Origin of the sequence: Trichococcus sp., assembly GCF_049684335.1 — a bacterium.
Taxonomy (GTDB): domain Bacteria; phylum Bacillota; class Bacilli; order Lactobacillales; family Aerococcaceae; genus Trichococcus.
Window position 1 is genome coordinate 41585 of the sequence record NZ_JBAVFV010000012.1, and the last position, 22945, is coordinate 64529.

At 46.9% G+C, this 22945-nt stretch carries 18 protein-coding genes; 8 read left to right on the forward strand and 10 right to left on the reverse strand.

Translation table 11 applies throughout. The features are described 5' to 3' along the window. Positions 1-127: 127 nt before the first annotated feature. Both WBM30_RS02310 and citG read left to right on the forward strand, forming a co-directional pair. A complete protein-coding gene (locus WBM30_RS02310; protein ID WP_424899180.1) occupies positions 128-838 on the forward strand; it encodes a GntR family transcriptional regulator in 711 nt (236 codons plus the stop codon). Continuing rightward, positions 816-1688, forward strand: coding sequence for a triphosphoribosyl-dephospho-CoA synthase CitG (gene citG, locus WBM30_RS02315; RefSeq protein ID WP_424899181.1), 873 nt, complete (start codon positions 816-818; stop codon positions 1686-1688). Before WBM30_RS02310 ends, citG begins: the two co-directional genes overlap by 23 nt. A 3-nt stretch (positions 1689-1691) precedes the next feature. On the opposite strand, the gene WBM30_RS02320 is transcribed toward citG, so the two are convergent. Beyond that, positions 1692-2402 (reverse strand): response regulator transcription factor, encoded by a 711-nt coding sequence (locus tag WBM30_RS02320; RefSeq protein ID WP_107994846.1) that lies wholly within the window; start codon positions 2400-2402, stop codon positions 1692-1694. Positions 2403-2497: 95 nt separating this feature from the next. Between WBM30_RS02320 and WBM30_RS02325 the strand changes: the two genes are divergently transcribed. After that, positions 2498-4339 carry an ATP-binding protein gene (locus tag WBM30_RS02325; protein WP_424899182.1) on the forward strand — a complete coding sequence of 614 codons (1842 nt, stop codon included), beginning with the start codon at positions 2498-2500 and terminating at the stop codon, positions 4337-4339. Between the two features lie 100 nt (positions 4340-4439). Here WBM30_RS02325 and WBM30_RS02330 read toward each other — a convergent pair whose 3' ends face one another. Next, positions 4440-6083, reverse strand: coding sequence for a phosphoenolpyruvate carboxykinase (ATP) (locus WBM30_RS02330; RefSeq protein WP_424899183.1), 1644 nt, complete (start codon positions 6081-6083; stop codon positions 4440-4442). 254 nt (positions 6084-6337) lie between these two features. Between WBM30_RS02330 and WBM30_RS02335 the strand changes: the two genes are divergently transcribed. Then, a complete protein-coding gene (locus WBM30_RS02335; RefSeq protein WP_424899184.1) occupies positions 6338-6934 on the forward strand; it encodes a helix-turn-helix domain-containing protein in 597 nt (198 codons plus the stop codon). 298 nt (positions 6935-7232) lie between these two features. Here the strand turns inward: WBM30_RS02335 and WBM30_RS02340 are convergent, their stop codons facing one another. The 3 genes from WBM30_RS02340 to WBM30_RS02350 form a co-directional block, all read right to left on the reverse strand. Then, positions 7233-7730 carry a hypothetical protein gene (locus WBM30_RS02340; protein WP_424899185.1) on the reverse strand — a complete coding sequence of 166 codons (498 nt, stop codon included), beginning with the start codon at positions 7728-7730 and terminating at the stop codon, positions 7233-7235. A gap of 268 nt (positions 7731-7998) precedes the next feature. Beyond that, entirely contained in the window at positions 7999-9162 is a 1164-nt protein-coding gene (locus WBM30_RS02345) for a M20 family metallopeptidase (RefSeq protein ID WP_424899186.1), read from the reverse strand. A gap of 205 nt (positions 9163-9367) precedes the next feature. Beyond that, the gene (locus WBM30_RS02350) at positions 9368-12229 is read right to left on the reverse strand and encodes a DEAD/DEAH box helicase (RefSeq protein WP_424899187.1); all 2862 of its coding nucleotides are present in this window, start codon (positions 12227-12229) and stop codon (positions 9368-9370) included. 198 nt (positions 12230-12427) lie between these two features. Between WBM30_RS02350 and WBM30_RS02355 the strand changes: the two genes are divergently transcribed. Next, positions 12428-13246, forward strand: a complete 819-nt coding sequence (locus tag WBM30_RS02355; protein WP_424899189.1) for an aldo/keto reductase — start codon at positions 12428-12430, stop codon at positions 13244-13246. A 69-nt stretch (positions 13247-13315) separates the two neighbouring features. On the opposite strand, the gene WBM30_RS02360 is transcribed toward WBM30_RS02355, so the two are convergent. Beyond that, on the reverse strand, positions 13316-14332 hold the full coding sequence (locus WBM30_RS02360; RefSeq protein ID WP_424899190.1) for a Gfo/Idh/MocA family oxidoreductase: 1017 nt from the start codon (positions 14330-14332) through the stop codon (positions 13316-13318). A gap of 358 nt (positions 14333-14690) precedes the next feature. On the opposite strand from WBM30_RS02360, the gene WBM30_RS02365 reads away from it, so the two are divergent. Further along, positions 14691-16031: a DUF1576 domain-containing protein gene (locus WBM30_RS02365; RefSeq protein ID WP_407433291.1), complete on the forward strand. Its 1341-nt coding sequence runs from the start codon at positions 14691-14693 to the stop codon at positions 16029-16031. Positions 16032-16115: 84 nt separating this feature from the next. Here the strand turns inward: WBM30_RS02365 and WBM30_RS02370 are convergent, their stop codons facing one another. Then, positions 16116-16856 carry a sulfite exporter TauE/SafE family protein gene (locus WBM30_RS02370; protein WP_424899191.1) on the reverse strand — a complete coding sequence of 247 codons (741 nt, stop codon included), beginning with the start codon at positions 16854-16856 and terminating at the stop codon, positions 16116-16118. 434 nt (positions 16857-17290) lie between these two features. On the opposite strand from WBM30_RS02370, the gene WBM30_RS02375 reads away from it, so the two are divergent. Together WBM30_RS02375 and WBM30_RS02380 are read left to right on the forward strand one after the other, a co-directional pair. Beyond that, positions 17291-18448, forward strand: a complete 1158-nt coding sequence (locus tag WBM30_RS02375; RefSeq protein WP_424899192.1) for an ROK family transcriptional regulator — start codon at positions 17291-17293, stop codon at positions 18446-18448. Positions 18449-18685: 237 nt separating this feature from the next. Next, complete coding sequence (locus WBM30_RS02380; protein ID WP_424899193.1) at positions 18686-19924, forward strand: MFS transporter; 1239 nt, start codon at positions 18686-18688, stop codon at positions 19922-19924. A gap of 54 nt (positions 19925-19978) precedes the next feature. Here the strand turns inward: WBM30_RS02380 and WBM30_RS02385 are convergent, their stop codons facing one another. The 3 genes from WBM30_RS02385 to WBM30_RS02395 form a co-directional block, all read right to left on the reverse strand. Further along, a complete protein-coding gene (locus WBM30_RS02385; RefSeq protein WP_424899194.1) occupies positions 19979-21169 on the reverse strand; it encodes a YcjF family protein in 1191 nt (396 codons plus the stop codon). A 49-nt stretch (positions 21170-21218) separates the two neighbouring features. Then, entirely contained in the window at positions 21219-21824 is a 606-nt protein-coding gene (locus WBM30_RS02390) for a TetR/AcrR family transcriptional regulator (protein ID WP_140185402.1), read from the reverse strand. Positions 21825-22036: 212 nt separating this feature from the next. Continuing rightward, complete coding sequence (locus tag WBM30_RS02395) at positions 22037-22735, reverse strand: zinc metallopeptidase (RefSeq protein WP_119092328.1); 699 nt, start codon at positions 22733-22735, stop codon at positions 22037-22039. Between the last annotated feature and the right edge of the window lie 210 nt (positions 22736-22945).

Sequence of the window (22945 nt, forward strand, 5' to 3'; positions counted from 1 at the left end):
AAACGTATAATCCTTATAAGGACTGGAAAGCCGGGCGACTCTGCTCGGCTTTTTAGTATAAAGGAATCGCTCTCATAAAGAACTAACCAACAATTAACCAAAAAATAATAGGATGAAGGGGAAAAAGATGAGCACTATAATCAAAGCAGTCAGCAAAAACTTAGACCTTAGCCAAAACAAGCCGCTTAAAGACCTGATTTACGAGGCTTTCCGCAAGACCGTCATTTTAGGCGAAATCCCAGCCGGAGAACGCATCAACGAAAAAGAATTCTCCGAAAACATGAACATCAGCCGTACACCCATCCGCTACGCTCTGAAAAAGTTGACCGAAGAAGATTTAGTGAAACACGTCCCTGGAGTCGGTGTTGTCGTAAAAGGCATCAGCATAAAAGATGCGTACGAAATTTATGATATCCGCAAAGCGCTGGATACCCTCGCTACCACAACAGCTATGAAGCTGATGACAGCCGAGGATTTCAAAGTGATGCGCCTGCATTTGGAATATTGCGAAATGCTGAATCAGGAAGATAAAGTTGAAGAATTACAGCAGAAATTTTTGGAATTCAATGATTTCATATACGAAAAAAGCCAGATGCAACGTTTGAAGTCCATCGTTTTGAAGCTTTCGGAATACTTGATGTACTTCAGGGACATCTCGATCAGTTCGAAGGAAAGACGTGATTTTGCATTGGCGGAACACTGGTTGATCTACCGCGGGATGAAGACACAGGATGCGCTCCAGATCCAACTCATCACCCATGAACATTTGGATCACTCGCTGAATTTTATCGTCAAAGAAATGGAGAAACGTAAAATTGACTTTGAAACCAATGAATGAGCTGCTTGTCGAAATTGCCGGGCAAGCCGAGAAAGCTCTCCTTTATGAGGTAGCATTGACGCCAAAACCCGGTCTGGTTGACCGCAACAACAGCGGCGCCCACTCTGACATGAACTTCTTTACTTTTTTGGACAGCATCGTCAGCCTGAGCCCTTACCTGTACCAATATGTAAAATTAGGAATGGAACATGAAGGAACAGCAAAAGAGTTGTTCCATAAAGTCCGCTCAATGGGCGTTCATGCCGAAAAAGCGATGCTGGCTGCCACCAAAAACATCAATACGCACAAAGGCGCCAACTTCTCTTTCGCTGTACTGTTGGGGGCGACCGGTGCTTGCATCGGTCGGGGTCTGCAGCCTCCTTTCACACAAAATGATACACAAGAAGTACTCTCCTATGCCCAAGAAATGAGTCATGGATTGGTGACGGATGATTTTGCCGATCTCGCAGCCAAAAACTCCTTGACGTATGGTGAAAAATTATACCTCAGCTACGGCATCACCGGCATCCGCGGCGAAGCCGAAGCCGGCTACCCTGCCTTGAGCGAACTGATTTTGCCGTTTTTAAGAGCAAATCAAAGCCAGCCCATTGAAACGCTATTATTAAAGGCGCTGCTCCTGTTGATGAGCCAAGTTGAAGATGGCAACATCATACACCGCGGAGGCATCGACGCCTGGCAGACAGTCAAAACGGAAGCAAAACAACTCCTGCAAGATTCGTATGAAGGAAACCTGAAAGAGTTGCTGTACAGCTATGACCTGGTCTTGATAGAAAGACACTTGAGCCCAGGCGGAGCTGCCGATCTTTTATCTTTAGGTGTCTTTTTTGCAAAATTGGAAAATCTTTTCTGATTTTTATTCGCCGTCCGGGCTGAACGTATAGCCAATACCCCAGACAGTCTTCAAATAACGCGGCTTTTTCGAGTCATCCTCAATCTTGTTGCGCAGGTAGCTGATGTATACCATGATCAGGTTGTTGTCCATCTCCCCATCGTTCCATACATTCGCATAGATCTGCTCCTTTGAAAACACTTGATTCGGATTTTCCAGGAAAAACAGCATCAATTGGATTTCTTTGGATGACAGGGCGATATCTTGCCCCCGCTTCTGCAGTTGGTACAGGTTTTTATCGAAAGTAAAATCGCCCACTTTCAATACACGGCTGTTCGGATTTGTTTTTTGTGACTGGATGGTCTTCATTCTTTGCAACGTGCTCAAAATTTGAGCACGCAAAAGATTGGGCGAAAACGGCTTCGTAATATAATAATCCGCCCCTGTTTCGAGACCGTTGATGATATCGGTCTCGCTTTTTTTGCCGCTTATAAATATAATAGGGGTTAACGGGTAGTCGGCGCGGATCAGCTGCGCCAAATGATAGCCGTCATTCTCATATTCCAGACTGATATCCAACAGAAAAAGATCAAAAGTCACACGAGTCATGATATCCAATGTTTTTTCGATGGAATCACTTTGGTAAATAAGCACGCCCGTTGATTGCAGCGACTTCCAAATAAGCCGCCTGATTGCGATATCGTCATCAACGACGAGAATTTTTTGGTTGTTCATATTTTTCCTCCTCAATGTTCTCTAGTTTCGCAAGCGGAACATCGTTTTGTCAACTGATTATTTAAATACTGTGCATTTTTTAAGAAAGGGCTTTTATGATGGAAAACAAACCGACGACACGTATCATCAATATCATCATGACAGGGTTATTCATCATCATCGCGATTACCTTGGTCACGATCACGGGAAGCTTCTACACCGTGGAAGAAAATGCCAAGAAGAGCGGTCAGGAACAACTGATGCAGACCTTGAATTATGTGACCAACAATCTGAAGCTTATCATCGAGAACCGGTCCTTATCGCTTCAGCAATTTTCCCAGAAGTTGCGTTCCACGGATTTACCGGAAACACCTCTCACCGAAGCCGAAAAAGATGCTCTCGTCGCCGCATACCTCGGTTCCCATGAAGATCAAATGAATGTGCTGATCCAACTTGATGCTGAGGGTGTTTTTGCGAAGGCTTGGCAGTTCAAAGAGGGCATCCTTCAGGAACTTCCCAGAGATATCGCCGAAATGCAGCTTCAAGCGGACCCGAGTCTGGAATCGTTACGCGACAGCGGGCCAGTCGTCCAAAACAGCAGCGATTATTTTCTGGAAAACCAATCTTTCGTGAACCTTTATTCCACCATTGTTGCAACCGATGGCCAAGTCACCGGTTATTTTGTTGCACCCTTGAACCTTGAGAATATGTTCAAGGCGGAAATATTCAGCGATACGAGTGTTTACAGCGGCTATCCCTTGGTGAAGAATGCCAATATGGAAGTCGTCATCCATCCTGTCGAAAGCCAAGTCGGACTGGATATCATCTCCGACCGTCAAAAGCAGTTCCCGGATCTGGATCTTTCCGATCTGAAGCGATTGGAGGAAGCTCAGCTCACCCAAGAACAAGGAACGCTCAGCTACTATTCCTATTGGTGGGACGAAGAAAATCCGACCAAGGTCCTGAAGTTGGGTGCCTTCGAGTGGATTGATATCGGCGCAGCCCACTGGGTAATCGCAATGAACTCGGATTTCTACGAGCATAACCGCGTTCCTATTCAAAACAATTATATCCTATTAAGTCTATTATTGCTGATTTCTGCTATAATTCTCATCTTCATCCTTTTGATAAGGGGTTACAACAAAAAGAATCAGGCTTATGAAGAAAGCCAACGCCTCATCGAAAAACAAAAATTCGAAAATGAGCGCCATCAATTGGAAAAAAGGATCTTGAAAGAAAGCAAACTGGAAGCGATTGGACTTTTGACTACGACCATTGTTCACGACATGAATAATTTCCTGACCCCTATTCTGGGAAACGCCCAGTTGTTGATGGATGAATACGCCGAGAACGAGGAATTGGTCAGCGAACTGCAGGAAATTTACTTTGCGGCGGAAAAAGGAAAGGATCTCTCAACGAACGTATTGCGTTTTTCCAAGGTCAGCGAAGGACAACAAGATACCGCGCACAATCTTTCGCAAGTGCTCAAGGACACCATTTCCGAAATCACGATCCTAACGCCGAAGAGCATCAAAGTCAAGAGTGATATCGCTCCCGGCATCCTGGTTGAAGGCTTCGATAAGCAGGACTTGCAGGTGGTCCTTTATAACCTTCTCACAAATGCTTTCCAAGCGATCGACACGCGTCCCGGCAATGTGACGATCCGGCTGAATAAAGCTGATGCCGAATGCAACGCCGAATTGCAGAAGCGTTCGATTGTGACGAAGGACAAGGAATTCGCAGTCTTATGCATCACAGATGATGGACCCGGAATCGCGGAAGGATTGGAGAGCAATGACTTGTTCGATCCTTTCTTCACCACGAAAGGCAGCAATGGGTCCGGTTTGGGACTGTTTGTGGTTTCTTCCATCGCTGATAAATATGATTGGCAAATCAGACTGGACAGAGCCCAAAAAGGTTTGACGGTCTGCATCAATATCCCACTCCAAAAAAGCTGACACAACAACAAACGAAAACCAACAGCATTATTCCTGATTGACGGGGACAATGTTGTTGGTTTTTTATTTTCAGATCAGGGATTAACCGATCTGCTGGCACTTACAGAGACCGGACAATCTGGTCAAAGGCATGGATGGCTTCATCCGGAAGCGGACAGTCGGGATGTTCTTGGTTGAACGTCTGCAGGAACTCCGTGCGCATTGTCATCCGTTCTTTGATCAGCTTCTTGTAATTCTCGTCTTCCAACGGCGGTTCATAGCCAGGCACATCCAAGTACGCCAAGCCGGTACCGTCCCCGAAAGGTTTGAATATGGCAGTCTCTTCGACGATGCTTTCGATTACGCCGAGCGTGATATCTTTGGTGATGTCCTTATTCAGGAAAGCGCCGGTATTGATGATGTAGCAATCCACTGCCTCTTTGCTCAGCAGGGCTTTAAAATCTTCGTAATCCTCGATCAACGGGTATACGCGGAACGGATTGGCATAAGGTTCGATAACCAATCGGTCTCTGTCTTCGCCCTTTCTTGCAGTTTCCGCAGTCGACCGTTTCGTTGCCAACGTTGCTCCGAAAGTGGCGGCAAGGATCGGATCCTCGATTTTGACGAGCGGCGGCAAGGCGTCATCTTTCATGATCCAGTAGATGCCCTCGATCGCCGAATGGAACTTGTCCACTCGGTCAGGCGTCACGTAACGGGACTTGACGGTACGGCCATTGCCGTTGCGGATATCCTCTGTCACCAAGACACGTTTTCCATCAACGTCCTTCGTCACCCCTACGTTCTGTGCCGTCAGGAAATATTCCTGCTCCGGATGGTCAGCCGGATAATCCTGCGTTTTGTCGAAGTAAGCCGGTTCCAACGCAATCGAGGAGCCGTCAACCAGATCGATGATGAAGGCATCATCATGCAATACCTTCACTTTGTACTTTCCGTTGTGCTTCGAATGCGTCAAAGTGGACTTGCCCGAACCGGACAGACCGAAGAACGCAAAGACGCGTTTCTTGTCTTCCAACACAAATTTCTTCAGGCCACCGTGGCAGGAAGCGTAGCCGTTGCGATGCGCGGTACCCCATGCCAGGGATAGCGTGCCTTTTTTGAATTCCCCGAAATACTGCATGCCCAAAATGCAGGCGACGTTATGATCGGGTTCAAAGTAAGCAAGGCCAAGCGGATAATCGGGATGGCGCCAATCAGGATCCGCATAGATGTAGATATCCCCTTCATCATACTTCTTTGAATGCGCGTACAATTCGTTGTAACTGTCATTGGCCCATTGGAAGTTCAACAACCAAGAATAAAGATTATTTTCGTTCCCTTCCGGAAATGCGATATGCGCTTTAATGATGAACGCTTCATCCAATCCGACATAGCCAGTTGCATGGTGGTACTTCTTGGTACGGTTCTGGTAGATGACATCACGGACGATTGCAATCAATTGCTCGTCCTCTGCTTTGTCCTCGCCTACGATCCTTCTTGCTTTAGCGGTACGTCCGACTATCTTTCCGCCATTTTCGACCAGCACTTTGGCATCTTCAGGCAGTCCCAATTTTTCCGTCTCTTTGATGGGAAGGTCGGTTACGATGACCCCTGGGGATGCTTTAGCCAACTCATAAGCTTCTGTAAGTGTCGCCACTTCATGCATATTGCTGCCGTAGAAAGCAGTTTCGACTGTTGTGCGTAATTTAGTTAACAGTGGATTGGTTTTCTTCAATGCAGATCTTTGGTACGTTTCAATTGTTGCCATACTCGACCTCCGTAGTTTTAATGCCTTCATTATAGTATGCTTTTCTGTATTTGTACCGATATTGAGGTGTACTTATGATGTGCTTGATATTTTGAACAGAAAAAAAACACTTTCTTGATGTATTAGACTTTTTCACATCCGTGAAGTGTTTTTTCACTGTACTATGTTTAGGAGTACACAAAAGAAACACCACATCCCGAAAGCTTAATGCTACTATAGAATCAACTAAACAAGTAATAACGGAGGAATGAATAGTGCTTACCGTAGCCGAAGCAGTCAAAATACTCAGCAAAAAAAATATAACCCATTCAGAAGAAATGGTTCGCAGATGGATCCGCAAAGGGAAAATCAAGGACGCCGTGAAATTCAGCAATAAAGAGGGTTGGTTGATTCCAGAAGATTCATTGGAAGAAGTCATCGCAGCCAAAACATATATGAGTAGCGGCATCAAATCCACTAAGGAATACCGCAAAGGATACCAGGATGCCTTGGCGTACATAAAGGAACGGGATTACGAACTCATCAAACAATCCCCTCCCGTATTTGAAAAAGAATTCACGATTTATCGGGATGATGCCCTGGACTTGGCAGAGAACATGTTGCCGGAAACGCAACTGGCCAATCCTTTCAAAAAATTTGTGGATGATACGCTGTTCAAGTGCAGCCACGCAGAACCGCTGTCTTCCATCGTCGTGAAGGTATTGAACAATTGGGTGCTTGTTGAGGATACAAACGACATCTACAATATCGCAAAGCTGCCGAATCTGAACGTGACATTCGAAGACCATCTGACGCGCGCCCTTCTGCGTGATCAGTTCAATACATTCAAAAGAACGAGCTTGGCAGTCTGATTTTAATTCCATAAGAAATTGTCGGATAACCCGCCAAAAGCGGTTTGGCGGGGGAAAACAGTTTAAATCACGGTCAGGTTCCCCGCCAAAACCACCTTGGCGGGGAAAAACGTCCTCGGACAACACGAGATTCCCCTTCAAAACCATTTTGGCGGGTAATTCCGCCACGAGCTTGAACCCCAGACTAGACAATCATAGCACCAAACAAAAGAAAAACATGGAGCTGCCTCAAAATGAGGCAGCTCCATGTTTTTCTTTTGTTGTTCTGTATCGCGACTAGGCGGAACCGGCTGCTTGCTTACAATTCCGACAGCCTGTCCTTCACGCTCTCGAATTCTTCCTGCGTAATGAGTCCTTCCGCCAATATTTCTTTTAAGCAGTTGATTTCCGCATCCAGATAATCCGGCAAGACGGGTTGCGGACTCTCTAAGGTAGTTTCTTTTTCGTCCGGACGGAAGCCTTGGATTTTGTCCAAAATGACATGGAAATGAGGTTCTTTCTTCGCGAGGCTGTTGGTGGACATTTCCACAAACCAGCCCTCAAACTTCATCCTTAATTCCTCTTTTCGCATCTGCGTGTACTGGATGCTGAAAACATCCTCTTTATGCCTATCATCCGCCATCTCTTTGGATTTGATCAGATATATTTTTTCATCGGTCACCAATACGTATTTTTTCGGATTCTCTTTCATCCCGAAATGAAGGTACTCCCCTTCAGAACAATACTGCTCAGCTAATTGCAGAATAACATCTTGGCACGTTACGGACACAACTGTCTTCTCACCAATCTTCACCATGTTACCACCCCTTCTGCTTAATCCCCCGGAATCATCCAATTCAATCACCAATTTGCTCGGCCTGCAGGCTACGCGTATCGGTATCTAAGGCTGAAATACTATACATCCATTATCGCATCCGGAGCGGCAAAAGTGCTGTTCTTCCAGTGTGCTTCGGCAAGTATTTCCGCCGCGGAGCACTGTGTCGTCCATCCAAAAAAACAGCAGCGCAGAGGACCTGAAAAGGACCTTCGCGCTGCTGTTCTATTTATAATTTTTCATGTCTAAATCATTTTACAGAAAGCCGGTCTGCGCTCTCGCAGAACATCTTCCTGCAGCTCATTTCCGCTATAACTGCCGTCAAAAGATCCAAGCGTTGCTGAATGGAATCCAGCTCCACATATTCGTGGTCGGTATGGAAAGCGCCGCCGATCAGACCGATGCTGCAGACCGTCGGAACCCCGACGCTAGTCGTGAAGTTGGCGTCAGATACGCCTCCCGATTTCTTGAACGAAACGACTGTGTCCATTTGCTTGCCGACATCCTCGAAGACGCTCCGTAATTCTTTTGCACCCGGCACGTCGACCATAGGCGGCCGCTTGCCGATGACTTCGATGTCGATGCCGATCTCCATTGCGGCGGCATGCGCCTGCAGTTCCTCCAGCATATCAAAGAAAGCCGCGACGTCCGCAGGATTTGAGTAACGGTAGTCCAATTCCATCTGGGCATGCTCGGGAACGACATTCGGCACGCTGCCGCCTTGGATCGTGCCCGCATTGACCGACACACCGGCATTGTAATCGATCAGAGTATTCATGCGAACGATCCAATGAGCCAGCTCGTTGATGGCACTGCGCCCTTCCTGGGGAGCATCGCCGGCGTGGGATGGTCGGCCCTTGAAATGGATCTTCAGTTTTTCGATGCCTTTCCGTTCCTTGATCATCGAACCGTCCGCTGAACTCGGCTCCATGACGAAGGCGAACTTGGCCGTTTTCGCTTTCTCGATGATCACTTCGCGGGAATAAAAGGAGCTGATCTCCTCATCCGGATTGTGGATCACACAGATATTGAGGCTTTGCTTCAATTCTGCGGGCAAATTTTCCAGCAAATAAGCCGTCAACAGGCTGCAGCCTTTCATGTCATAGACGCCCGGACCATAGAGCCGCTCTCCCTCTATCTTGAAAGGCCGTCTGGTCGCTTCCCCATCCAGGAACACAGTATCAGTGTGGCCGATGAAAAGCAGATCGATGGGTTCGTCCGGAGCATTCATCGCCACCAGAACAGGGCCCACTTCCGGACCGACCGAAACCAGCTCGGTCAGAAAACCTTGCTGCCTATATTTCTCTTCCAAAAACGTCGCCACTTTTTGTGTGCCCGCAGCATTTCTGCTGCCACTGTCGATATTGACGATCGTCTCCAATTCACGTAAATACTGATTCCTATCGAAGCTCATGGTCATTCCCCCTTGGCGAAATTATAGCATCCACCCTAGCCTAAAATATACTGTTTTTTTAAAGCGTTCTCAAATTAACCCTGACAATGGTTGTATCATTATCTGACGAAGCCCTATCCAATCGCTTGTTTGCAGACAAATACCGGAAGCTGTTGCTCGCCTATAATCGCGGCTGCAGTTTCCGGTAATCCTGCAATAAGTTGCTCTACTTGATGGAAAGTTCCGGTTCAAACTCTTGATACAATTCCCAAGGCACTTCCTTTTCCAATTTGTATTGGATTTCAATCGGTTTTTCGTTCCGATGGGATATTGGTGTGATTTCACCGAGATAGATGAACTTGGAAGTGACATTGTCTATCTGTTTGAATTTGCGGGCAAACAGATGCAATGTCACGCCGCGGTTTTCGGGATTGACGAAGTCTTGCCCGCGATCCGTAGCAACCTTTGTGCTATTTGGCGACTCCCACTGGAATTGCTTGGTGCTGATAAATTTGTCCTTATAGTTTACCCGTTCCTCTACGTCTTCGCCTTTATGAAGGTCGACAAAAAAGAAATAATGATTGATTTCATCATTCTTCAGGACGCCTTGTCCCCTGAAAGAAGAATGGGTCTTTTGATAGTTGGACACCAACGCGATATCCCGCATGGTGTATTCCTCGTAAAGTTTCAGATGCGGAATTCCATAATTCAGGGTACCGAAAGCCTTCAAGTAGCGCATCCGTCCGTAATGCAGGATATCCGTGATGAAAAAACGATAGGTCTCATCGTCAAGGATTTTCGCAAACTCCGGTGTCCGGTGCAGTTTCAGGTCGTGGTCCAAGGAAACGATAGGTCTTGTTTTGTCTCTTTCCCCTTTATCGGCAAATTCCATTGCCAAAGTGCGGAAGGCATGCAATACAGTGGCATCATCCACTGAATCGACATATTCCAACAACTCGCTTTTCACTTCCGCCAACGTACAAGTCTCTTGCGCTAATAAAAGTTCCAAAATGATCCATTCATGCGGACGGATCAAAGGCAGCCATTGGGAAAGCGTCGACAGTATATTCATGAACAAAGGATCTGAAGTCAAGGTTTGTACATATTCATTGTTCTCTTCCACCCTGTTGATAAACTCGAGATAATTTCTCGAGGATACCGTTCCGGCTCTGTGAAAATAAGTGACCGGATCGGGAGCAGCGTCCACTTTCAAATAGTCCTGCAATGACCAAGGGATTTTCCCGTTATTCAGGTTCTTAAACTCCAGATAACTGTTTTTCAAGTAGGCCAGACTCGAAAACTTCTCCTGTTCGAGCTGTTCCAAAATCTGTTGTTTGCTGATTTCGTCCAATTGGATATGGGTCGCTCCCGGCAAATCCGAGAAATTGCGTTTCACTGACGTTTTGACGCTGTCCTTGTCGTAAAAACGGCGCCCGTTCAGAGCGATCGCAATCAGGAAGCTTTTGCTGTAGTTGCCGATGAAGTCCAAAACTGTCAGGAATTCCTTGTTGTCTTTTTTGCGCAAGCCACGTCCTAATTGTTGTGTGAACACAATGGAAGACTGGGTCGGCCGCAGCATCATTACCAGATTGACGCCGGGAATATCGATGCCTTCATTGAAAATATCCACGGTGAAGATCACTTCCAAATCCGAATCTTCCGCTTCCAATAATTTCGTGTAGGCTTCTCTTCTGGTAACTTTATCGCCACCGGATAAGGCGATGCTCGGGATCCCCCGTTTATTGAACTCTTCCGCCATAAATTCTGCGTGCGCAATCGTCATGCAGAAGCCTAACGCTTTGCGTTTCAAACCATCATGCCCATAGTAGTTCATTTTTTCGACGATGAAGTCCACTCGCCGATGAACACTGAGGCGCTCTGCAATTTGATCTGGCGTCAGATTCTCCGAATCCTTTAAGTCGACACCCGATTCATCGGTGATACCAAAATAGTGGAAAGGCACCAGCAAATCGTATTCCAAAGCCTCACGCAACCGAATTTCAACCGGCACATTGTTATCGAACAAGTCAAAGATGTTTCCGCCATCCGTCCGCTCCGGCGTCGCAGTCATCCCCAACAGAAATTTGGGATTAAAATGCTCGAGAACCTCCATATATCTCGGACTGGTCGCATGATGCGCTTCATCCACGATAATATAGTCGAAATGCCCCGGGTCATATTCTGCATAAATATTCTTCATACTCTGGATTGTCGCAAACAAATAATCAGACTGATGCTCTTTGGAAGTCCCGGATAAAATACCGGTCGATTTATCCTTCAGATTGATGATTTTTTTAAAAGACGACATTGCACTGTGCAGGATGTCTTCCCGATGAACCAGAAATAAAAGCCGCTCTGGTTTTGTTTGTTTCACATCAAAAGCCGCTAGGAACGTTTTGCCCGTGCCGGTCGCAGCGACCACTAATGCCTTATCCTGATGCTTTTCACGCAACCGCATCAGCTTTTCTACCGCCAATTCCTGCATCATGTTTGGTTTGATCGAGGGTACGCGCGTGAACTGGAAAACCATGGGATATGACTCTTGGACAACGAGGTCTTTTTTGCGATCTATTAAGAAACTTGCGTAATCGTCGATGAAGGCATCATCCAGTATTTCGCTGCTCTCCCAAATCATTGAATAGGCTTCCATAATTTCCGAAATGAATTCCTCGTCCTCATTGCCGTCCTTGGTGATGATCTGAAGATTCCATTCAATGTTGCTCTTTAAGGCGCTTTGAGTGATATTGGAAGAGCCGACGATGATTTTATAATAATTGGTGTATTCAAAAATATAGGCTTTTGGGTGAAAGCCGGTTTGTTTAGTGGCGACAAAGATGCGCGTATCGATATGATGAAATGCTTTTAAGCGGGTCAACGCATACGGTTCCGTAAAATTCAAATAAGTCCCGGTCAGTATTTTTCCTGACGCACCGTTCTCAGCCGCTTTTTGGATAGGATCCAACAATAATTGCAGTCCGGAAAAGTTGATGAAGGCCACGTTCAGGTAAAAGCGTTGGCACGTTTCCAAAGATTGGACTAATTCATCCAACAAGGTCCCTTTTTTGCTGTTGGTTATCAACGAATACATGGCTTCACCTCACTTGTGTCTTTACTCATCAGTTTATCATACCGGTAATATATTACTAGATCATGTAGAGATAATTATTCTATATAGGCATATCTGATTTGTGTCTCTTTTGGCCTTTCGAGGTGTATTCTTTTACATCTGCCTCCAACTGCTCTAAACTGAATAATAGTAAACGCTATCATATCAGGAGGTTATTTAATGACAAATAAAGATGTATTCACTTTTTACAACGGTGTGACGATTCCCTCAATCGGTTTCGGGACTTGGCAAATCCCCAACGAAGAAGCCTATGCAGCGGTGACGATGGCTTTGAAAAACGGCTATACACACATCGATACGGCACATGCTTATCACAATGAAGAAAATGTTGGGAAAGCGATCCGCGATTTCGGCATTGCCCGCGAAGAAGTGTTCGTAACCAGCAAGCTGCCGGCGCAAATCAAAGATTTCGAAGGTGCGCTACAGCACTTCGAGGAAACCATGAGCAATCTCGGCTTGGATTATTTGGACCTTTACTTGATCCATGCGCCATGGCCATGGGATGAAATCGGCAAGGACTGCACCGAAGGCAACATCCAAGTTTGGAAAGCCATGGAACAGCTCTATGACGAAGGCCGGATCCGCGCAATCGGGGTTTCGAACTTCTCCATCAAAGACTTGCAAGCGATCCTGGACAACTGCGACATCGTACCGATGGCGAACCAGATTCCTTTCTACATCGGCCGTGACCAAAAAGACCTGCTGATTTTCTGCAAAACGCATAAAATCGTTGTTGAAGCTTATTCACCTTTAGCTACCGGCGCTATTCTGGATAGCCCTGAAATCAAGCAGATGGCTGAAAAATACGGCGTGACGCCGGCGCAATTATCCATCCGTTACTGCTTGGAGAAGGATACTTTGCCTCTGCCGAAGTCCACGCACGAGGCCCGCATCATCGAAAATACACAGCTTAACTTCACCATTTCGCCGGAAGATGTAGCCATTTTGGATGCGATGAAGGATGTTCGCGCAAATTAACTAAACATCAAAAAAAACCTTAAAATGGGCATTCATACCCATTTCAAGGTTTTTTCACTATCATACTCTTTAGACCATACCCGCTATCCCTGTTTCGATGATTTCCATCTGCAGCAGGGTCTCCTCGTCCTTGGTAACTTTTTCCGCACCGTTCACGATTGCGTTGTACAGATCGTCATAGACTCTGGCGTAATCGCCTTTCTCGGAAACCACTTTCTCTTCATGGTAGACGCCTTCATCATCCATGTACGTCAGAACCCCGTAATGTTCCGGCAGGTCGATCCCGAAATCGGAATGGTTCGGCATGTGGAACTGTTTCAGATGCTCTTCTTGACGGTCTCGGGTCTGTTTCACGAACATGCCCTTTTTCCCGTATACGACAAAACTCGGACGCTCCTTCAGCCTGAAGAAGCTGGATTTGATGGAAACCTTCAGATTCTGATAATGGAAATCCAAATCGAAGTAATCGTTCATCCGGCCCGGCCCCAACAATTGGCGCACATCATAGTGGATTTTGTCCGGTTTGCCGAAATAGGAAAGGACCTGATCGATGGTATGGCTACCGATTCCGTACAGGTAGCTTGTATCCTTGGTGAAGCTGTCAATCGCTAAAGGAATTTCCGGACGATAATAATCGATTGCTATCTCGACTTCCAACAGATCGCCTAATTTGCCGCTTTCGATGACTTTCTGCGTCGTCAGGAAGTCCGAATCGTAGCGTCTGTTCTGGTAACACTGGACCAGCAAGCCCTTTTCTTTCGCGTAAGCAAAAATGGCGGCCGCTTCTTCGGAAGTTGCCATGAAGGGTTTTTCGACCAGTACATTTTTGCCGTGATCCAAAGCTTGTTTGGCGAACTCGTAGTGGGAATTCGTATGCGTACAGATGACCACCAACTGGATGTCATCATCCTCCAGCACATCCTCAATATTCCCAGTGTAGTGGATGCCCTCGATTTTTTCCCAATCACTCTTCTCCGGATTCCGGCTATAGATTGTTTTGACTTTGATGTTGCTTCTTGATAAAGAAAATGGCAGATGATAACGGTTCGTGCTTTTTCCGTTTCCGATGTATCCGATTGTCAGCATATTTTCTCCTCCTAAATGATTGTATCTTCCTCTCTATATTGTAGCGGTATATATCGGAATGTAAACAAATCCGAGCTGAATCGGTACAAAAGTGCGGTCTTTTTTGGTTCGGGTGCTGCCTTTTGGACCAAATGTTCAGCGCAGATTGTTCCGTTTGTGTATTTCCTGTTGCAATATTAGTGGATTTTAGTAAAGTTGAAAATAAATATTGTGAGAGTCGCTCCGGCCCTGTATAATTAAATGTAAGTTAACGTTTACATGAGTTTGTCAGCTTGGGGTCGTTCCATACCGATAAACAGCAATTTCCATATTTCATTTTCATTAATCAGTTTCAACACTATAAGATTGGGGGACACTAATGATACAGAAAAGACAGCCTACTATGAGTGGCGCAGAGGAACTCTACGAGCGATTAAAATTTAGGTTATTGACCGGCTTTGCCCTATTGATGGGCGGTGTGGCCTTCCTGTTCAACAGCCCCCGCGAAATTTATGAAGGCAACCTCACCATACTGGCCTCTCCGGCTAATCTGTTTACGGATTACATGGCGTTGACGAACGTCGGCGCGGCCTTGTTCAACGTTGCCTTGATGACTTTGCAGGCTCTCTGGATTGTCCGGATGGCGGATGCCAAGATTAACGGTCCGGTCATAGCCGGCATTTTGACGATTGCGGGATTCGCTTTTTTTGGAAAGAACTTATTCAATTCCATGCCGATCAGCATCGGTGCCTTCACTTATGCAAGAGTCACAAAAGTACCGATGCACAAATCATTGCTGGCCGCCCTTTTCGGAACCGCCTTGGCACCACTGGTCAGTGAACTCTCCTTCAGCCTCGGCATCGGTCAACCCTATGGTGTGCTTCTTGGGCTGGGCGCCGGTTTCATTTCCGGCTTCCTGATCCCCCCCTTGGCGCATCATTTCGTTACCTTCACAAGAGGATTCAGCCTCTATAACGTCGGCTTCACCTGCGGCATCATCGGAACGGTCTTCATCTCTTTGATGCGCAACTTCGGCTTCGAGATCAAAACAGCAAATATCCTTGCCAGCGGCTACAATGGCCCATTTTCAGTGCTGCTCTTTTCATTGTTCAGTGGCATGTTCCTGATTGGCTTGTGGCTCAACGGATGGAGCTTCAAGGGGTTGAAGCGAATCATGCGCCATTCGGGCCAATTGTCTACTGATTACCTGGAGCTTGGCGGTTTGGGTGCGACGCTCATCAACATGTCTTTTCTTGGATTCCTGTCTACGACTTACATTCTTTTGATGGGGGGAGAAATCAACGGTCCCGTTTTGGGAGGAATCTTCACAGTTATAGGTTTTGGAGCCTTCGGGAAAAACGTCAAGAATGTCCTGCCGATCCTGATTGGGGTCACTCTGATGGGCCGACTCAACTATCAGGACAATCAGTCAACCATCGTGCTGATTTCGGCACTGTTCGGTACAACCTTGGCACCTTTGGCCGGTCGCTACGGGAACATAGCGGGCATCATCGCCGGAGCCATGCATCTGACATTGGTCATGAATATCGGCTATCTCCATGGCGGCGTCAACCTCTACAATAATGGCTTTTCGGGCGGACTTGTCGCTTCGATATTGGTTCCGATCCTGGAAGCATTTCACCTTCACCGGGCCAACCAACGGGCTTTGCGTGGGCCAGTCGATCCGGCTGATGAAGTAGAAGTGGAACACCTTAAGTAGCATAAATATTCAGCCAGTTTTTTAGAAGTTCAAAAAGAGATGCCTAACGAAAGGATTTTACTTCCTTCATTAGGCATCTCTTTTTTAGATGAACAGACGGATCGCAGCAATCGCGGTCATGATCATGATGATGCGTTTGTACCACACTTCGTTTATCTTCCTGACGAAAGTGATTCCCACCCAACTGCCGAATGCGATGAACGGAATCATCAGCAGCATGTACCGGAGCGTTCCCCAGGTGACGGTGCCCCACATGAAGATATGGAAAGGCAATTTCACAATGTTCATCAACAGGAAGAACCAGGCAGTTGTTCCGATCATCTTATTCTTGGAGATGTCTTGCGACAGCAGATAGACGTTGAAAATTGGCCCCGCCGCATTCCCGACCATCGATGAAAAACCGCTGACAGCCCCAACCATCCAGTGGAAGATTGGATTTTTCGGAAGCGGTAAAACTCTTTTGGTCACCTCTCTGTAGACCAACAGCCCCAAGCAAATCAACACGACGATACCCAATAAAGCTTTAAACTGCTTGTCATCGAGATAATTGCCTGTGATGGCTCCTATGGCGATACCAATTACGGCTGCGGGCAACAATTTCAGGACGTCACTGAATTTACCTTGTTTGCCGTACTGAAAGATGGCGATAAGATCCCCTAGCATCAGCATCGGCAACATAATGCCGGCTGACGCCTTACCTCCGAACAAAACCGCAACGAGTGCCACTGCCGGTATTGTCGCACCTTGTATGCCTGTTTTCGAAAAACCGATGATGATCGCGGCAATGATCAACATTACCCAATCAATCCCGTTCAAACCCAACATTCTGTAAAACCCCCTCCAACGATTCTTTCATTTTACCGATTATCCCCAAAAATGACAATGACTCAGAGACCACAATCCAGAAAACGCTTAATCACCTCGGTTACTAGAAAAAAGTACGTGTGAATTGGGTTTGGCGGTCATCCAAACCTCGCAATCAACAACAAAAAGTGTTAAAATGTAACCAAAGACTTATGACCAAAATGACTGTTCCCTCCACCATCGCTCTTCAACGAGCCCACTTGCTTCATAACCATTTTTGTAACCGTATTCACCGCTACACTTCTGACGACTATGCAAGATATTCCCACATCCGATAGACTTTCTGAAACGTGTTCGACCCTGCTTCAGGATGGCCTTTCCTTGTATATTTTTCAGATCCATCACCTTTCTTGCGCCCAAAACTCAAAAAAAATCTGTAAAGGGTGTGACACACCATGATCGTCAACCGTAACACAATCAGGGAACAGAACGAAACCATCGTTTTGACAGCAATCATCAATCATCCCAATACCTCAAGAGCGGCCATCTCTCATGATTCCGGACTCAATAAGGCAACCGTATCTGAAATTGTCAAAAAACTGCTTAAGGAAAAACTTGTCGTCGAACTCGGGACAGGTCAAAGTTCTGTTGTTGGTGGGAGAAAACCGGTGTTGTTGAAGGTGAATGCGAATGGCGGATACGCGATGAGTTTGACCATTACACAAACAAAGATTTCTTCTCTCGTCTGCAATCTTCAAGGCAGAATCGTCGCGCAGTATAATTTGGTCAGAAAAGTGGAGGCCAGCAATATCATCGACAGCATCGAGGAAGTGGTCGTCTACCACAGGAAGAACCTCAATAAGACGCCATTTCACTTCGTGGGTATTGTTGTCTCTATCGACGGCTTTGTGCATGAAGATGAGATAGTAGCATCAACTAACAAAATGTTAGAGCATCTGACCGCCAAACATCTAGAGAGCGACGCAATCAACTGCCCGATTTTCCTGGAGAACCAGAATAATCTAGCGGTGATTGCCGAAGCTGTATTCGCCCATTCTCCGGGGAACATCATCAGTATCGATCTGGATGAAGGCATCGGTTCCGGCATCTTGCTGCAGAACCGGTTGTTCCGCAGCAAAAATAGCTTGGCTGGCAATCTGGGGCACACGATCCTCTATCCATTCGGGAAAGACTGCGACTGCGGCAAACAAGGCTGCCTGAACCAATATTGTTCAACGAGTGCTTTGGTTGCGGAAATCAGGGACCTCAAGAAGGCTCCCGCACTTAAGCTGGGCGATCTGATTACCTTGTATAAAACAGGCGATGCAGATGCCAAAAATGTAGTGGAACATCTCGTGCTGCATATGAGCATCGCGATCAGCAATGTCATCAGTCTGTTCGATCCGGAAAAAGTCTATCTGAATGGCGACCTCTTCCGTGCATTGCCGGAATGTGTGACAGCAATCCAAACGGAATTGAACCGGAAGTCCGGACAAAACGTTCCGGTGAGTTTGTCCACACTGGGGGAAAACGGCGCACTTTTGGGCGGTATCGCATTGGCACTCCAGCATTTCTTCCAGGTTCCGCAATTGCAGTTGCATTTTGAAGATTGAATTTTCGGATGAATGGAGCCGAAAATCCGCCTCTTTCTGTCGTCACATCCTCACGGGTGTGACGTTTTTTTTGACACTCCCTTGCTTTTTGTTGATTATTAATATAAGATTTTATATAAACAAACATGTATCCGGTTTCGTGAAATGACATTCCATATTGTGGAATGCCTTTTTGTTATATGGAAAACCTGACATGAATCACATTTTACTTATCACGATGTAGAGAGGAACTATTATATGACCTTACGCCACTATCTATCTTTTTTATCTGCGGCCTTTTTGATCATGGCCATGTACATTGCCGGAAATGCGATTGGTTTCTTCGTTGAGCCGATTACCATGGAATTAGGCTTCACTCGCAGTGCTTTTTCGCTTTACATCAGCCTGTCGACTTTGACCGGCGTCTTCGTGCTTCCCCTGATCGGACAATTTCTACCTAAATTTGGCGCAAAGCGCTTACTGATCGGAGGAGGACTCTGGGTTTCGCTTGGATTTGTTTGGTTGGCATTTGCCACCCATTTATGGCAATTTTATCTAGGAGGCATCTTCCTCGGCCTATTCATGATGCCAATCACCATGTTTCTGGCGATTTTGTTGATTAATAATTGGTTCACCGCCAAAAAAGGATTGATGATGGGCTTATTGAATGCCTCCGGAGGACTTGCAGGAGCCATCGTTTCGATGATCATGCCGACATTTCTGGATAATTTCGGTTGGCGCATGGGTTATTTTTTGATTGCAGGACTTTTCGCGCTCTTAACTGTCCCGAACGCCCTCTTTTTGTTGGTGGAAAATCCAGGTAGTATCGGCCTGAACGCTTATGGGGATGAACTGTCCGCTCAAACCCAAAACAATGAACCTATACATGCTCTGTCCATCCCTTATGAAGAAGCCAAAAAGATGAAATCGTTTTACATCCTATTCATAGGCATTTTCCTTTCCGCTTTCGGAGGCGGAATGATGCAACATCTGCCGGCGCACTTTAGTGGCCTGGAGTTCACATCCGGACAGGTCGGCTCGTTGTTCTCGCTCGTCATGGCTGGCATGATCATCGCCAACATTTCGGTGGGAGCCCTCAATGATAAAATCGATTCGACCATCACGCTTACAGTTGTTGTTGTCTGCATGGTGATTGCCTTGTTCTTCCTTGCGACCACCCGCTCTTTCCTGGCCTTGTCGATCGTCATGTTCATCCTCGCGTTCGGACTCGGTGGACCAGCGGTGTTGACACCATTGGTCGTGAGCGAAGTCTTCGGTATCGGGGATTACCCGCGTATCTGGTCCATCCTTGGTATGGCGCCTTCCATCGGGATGTCCATCTCCGGCCCGCTTTGGGGAGCTGTTTATGACGTAACTGGCTCATATGCAATCGGCATGTATGCGATGATGGGCTTGGCCATCATCTACGGCATCTGTTACCTTTTTGCATTGAAAAATGGCCCGTTAAAACAGCCGCTTAACGTAACCAGCATCTAAAATCAGGTATGTTGAAAAAACGCACAGTCGGCTGACTGTGCGTTTTTGTTTTTTCTATTTTTTCAGCCATTTTTTCAATGGATTTTTCTTCTTCAGGTTAGCCAAGACCTCTTTGACGTCCTGATCCTTGGTTCCCATTTTCAGGCGCTCTTGCATTTTTTCGCGCATCAGCGTCTCGATGTTGCTGAGGTCCGGATACTTGCCGTCCTTTTCACCTTTTGCCACAACGGTCAGCACCTCGATGTAGCTCATCGCCAGCGCGGTCGTCAACACGGCAGCCGTGGCGCCGCTGATGACCCCTCCGACGATCGTCCCCGCACCGGGAATCAGCTTCAGCAGGTTGGACACGATGTACCGACCTAAATAAGTGGCTCCCCCTGTTCCGCCGACAGCGCCTATCACGCTGGTGATGGTGGCTTTATCCATCGAAATACCGAAAATGGCAGTAATGTGGGCCAGCATGCCGATCTGCATCGGCACAAGGACAGTCGCATCTGAAAAAGGGATCGGCGTGAACCCAACACCGAATGTGGTCACAATGTATTTTGTCGCCCAACTTCGGGATGCTTTCGCTTTACGCGCGATGTCCACCTGTTGGGCGTTGTTAAAAGCCTCTTTCGTCTCCTCCGGCAGCAACGCAAACGTCCGCTCGATCAATTCCTTCAATCCGCTCTGCGGAAGCACCAGTTCATCCGTGATGGCGTAAGGTTCCGCCATCACGTTCAGCACCCCGGCAATCGGCAAGTTCAGATTTTCAATGTATTGCTTCAGCTCGTTCGCAGGCTGACCGATCGATTGCGTCAGGACGACCAACACCGGCAATAATCCGGAAAGTTCTTCCATAAAGGCGATCTCGGATTCCTCGATGCGGGAGGAATGCGCATTGATGCAATAATAGACCAAATGGATCGCCTTATCGGCCCCTTCCTTTTGGCTCTTCTTGATGGCATCGATGATTTCCCGTTTTACCTCGGTTTGAATCGGATGGCCCAATTCCAACCCGCGCGTATCATACAGCACAATCGGCATGCCTTCCTTTGCGATCCGCCGCAAGTGTTTCGTGACAGGTTTTCCGATTCCGGTCTCAGCCATCCGTTCCCGGAAGACATTGTTGATCAGCGTACTTTTCCCGACACCCGTCTTCCCCGCCAGCAGGATATTGACGGGATGCATGTTTTCCACTTCTTCTTTTGTCTTGTTCAGTATCTCCTGGACCACATTCAAATCAAGGTTTCCTCTTCCCATGACGCTTCCTCCTGTCGCTCAAACACAAACATGCTAATTTATGGTACGATCACGTTCCTCTGGTTATTTCCACCACGCTTTGGGAAATGAAATAATACCCGTACTCTCCCATCCGTTCCGGCGAGTCTTTCATGCCGTTCGTCACCCAGGAGTAGATCATCCCTTGGTAGGCGAAGGAAACGGCGGTGATCCAGTGTTCATAAGGTATAACAGTCTTTTTCGACCGGAGCTGATCTTCCAAACGTCCCCTCAGATAAGTGTTGAATTTGAGCGGAAAAGAGTAGCTGCTTCGCCCGTTGAAAAGAACACTGAAGAAGCGCTCGTTTTCTTTGATGTAACTGAAGATATCCGTGAACGCCTCGACCGTCTTTTGCCTGAATTCCGTTTCCGTTGCCCCGGATAAAGCTGTTTTCGTGATGGCTTTCCCTCTGTCCTGAAGTTCCAGAATCAGCGCATCGATATTCTTTTCCAACAAATCATGTTTATCGACATAATGCAGGTAAAAAGTTCCCCGATTCACTTTTGCCCGTCCGGTAAGTTCCCTCACCGTCACTTCTTCGATGGATTTTTCTTCCAACAGAGTTATCAACGCATGCAAAAGGTTTTTCTTTGTTGCTATGACGCGCTTGTCCTGCGATTGTTTATTAGGATTCATTGTTAGCTCCTGCTTCCAGAGTCTGATTCGGAATTCTTTTCTGATATAGACTTCCAAAATGCTAATGTGATTATAGTATAGCCACCCCGAGATAACAAGTTTAACGGCCGCCCTTCCGGGAATCCTCCACGGCAAAAAAACTGCTCCAGCCCATCGAATGGACCGAAGCAGTTTTTTTCCGATAGAAGGCAGGCTTACACTATTGCCGTCAATTAATCGTCGTTGCTTCCGCCGCCGAAAAGCAACAGCAGACGGAGCAGTTGCAGGAAGCTCATGAAGGCCGCCGCGACATACGTCATGGCTGCTGCGACAAGAACTTTGCGGGCTTTCGGCACTTCTTGCGCATTCAGGATGCCACCGTTCGACAGAATCTTCAGCGCGCGTCCGGATGCATTGAATTCGACAGGCAATGTGACCACTTGGAACAAAAAGCTGAACGAGAAGAAGAGGATCCCCAAATTGAGGAACGTCTGGTTCATGCCCGCAAATACGCCGATCATGATCATCGGCATGGATACCATCTGACCAAAATTGGCGGCTGGGAACAACCCGGCACGCAAGCGCAACGGAATGTAATTTTTTTGGTCCTGGATTGCGTGACCGACTTCATGGGCAGCGACGCCGATAGCCGCAACCGAAGTCGAGTTGGCTGTCGTGTCTGAAAGACGCAACACTTTGGCGCGCGAGTCATAGTGGTCCGTCAAATCCCCGCGGACGCGTTCGATCTGCACATCATGGATGCCCGATTGCTCAAGGATGAAGCGTGCTGCATCCGTAGCGGTGTAACCGTTTTGGCTTTTCACTTGGTTATAGGTATTGAAAGTACGTTTGACGAATCCCGAAGCAATCATGGAAACCACGATACCTAGGATGATCAATATATAGGTGCTATCGAAGAATGGATACAACATGTCTCATCAACCTTTCTTTTATTTACTCTACAGTATAGCATCCGATTGTGAAGAAAGGATGAAGGATGCTTACGTTGGTGTAATTTTATCAAATTCTTTAGATATTGTTGTTGGCAAAACCAGATCCCGGTTGGTCGGAGGAGGTTGTCTGGAGCGATCCTCTACTCCGGTAAGGAATCCGCCCGCCGGAGGACGCGGCTGAACTCCGGC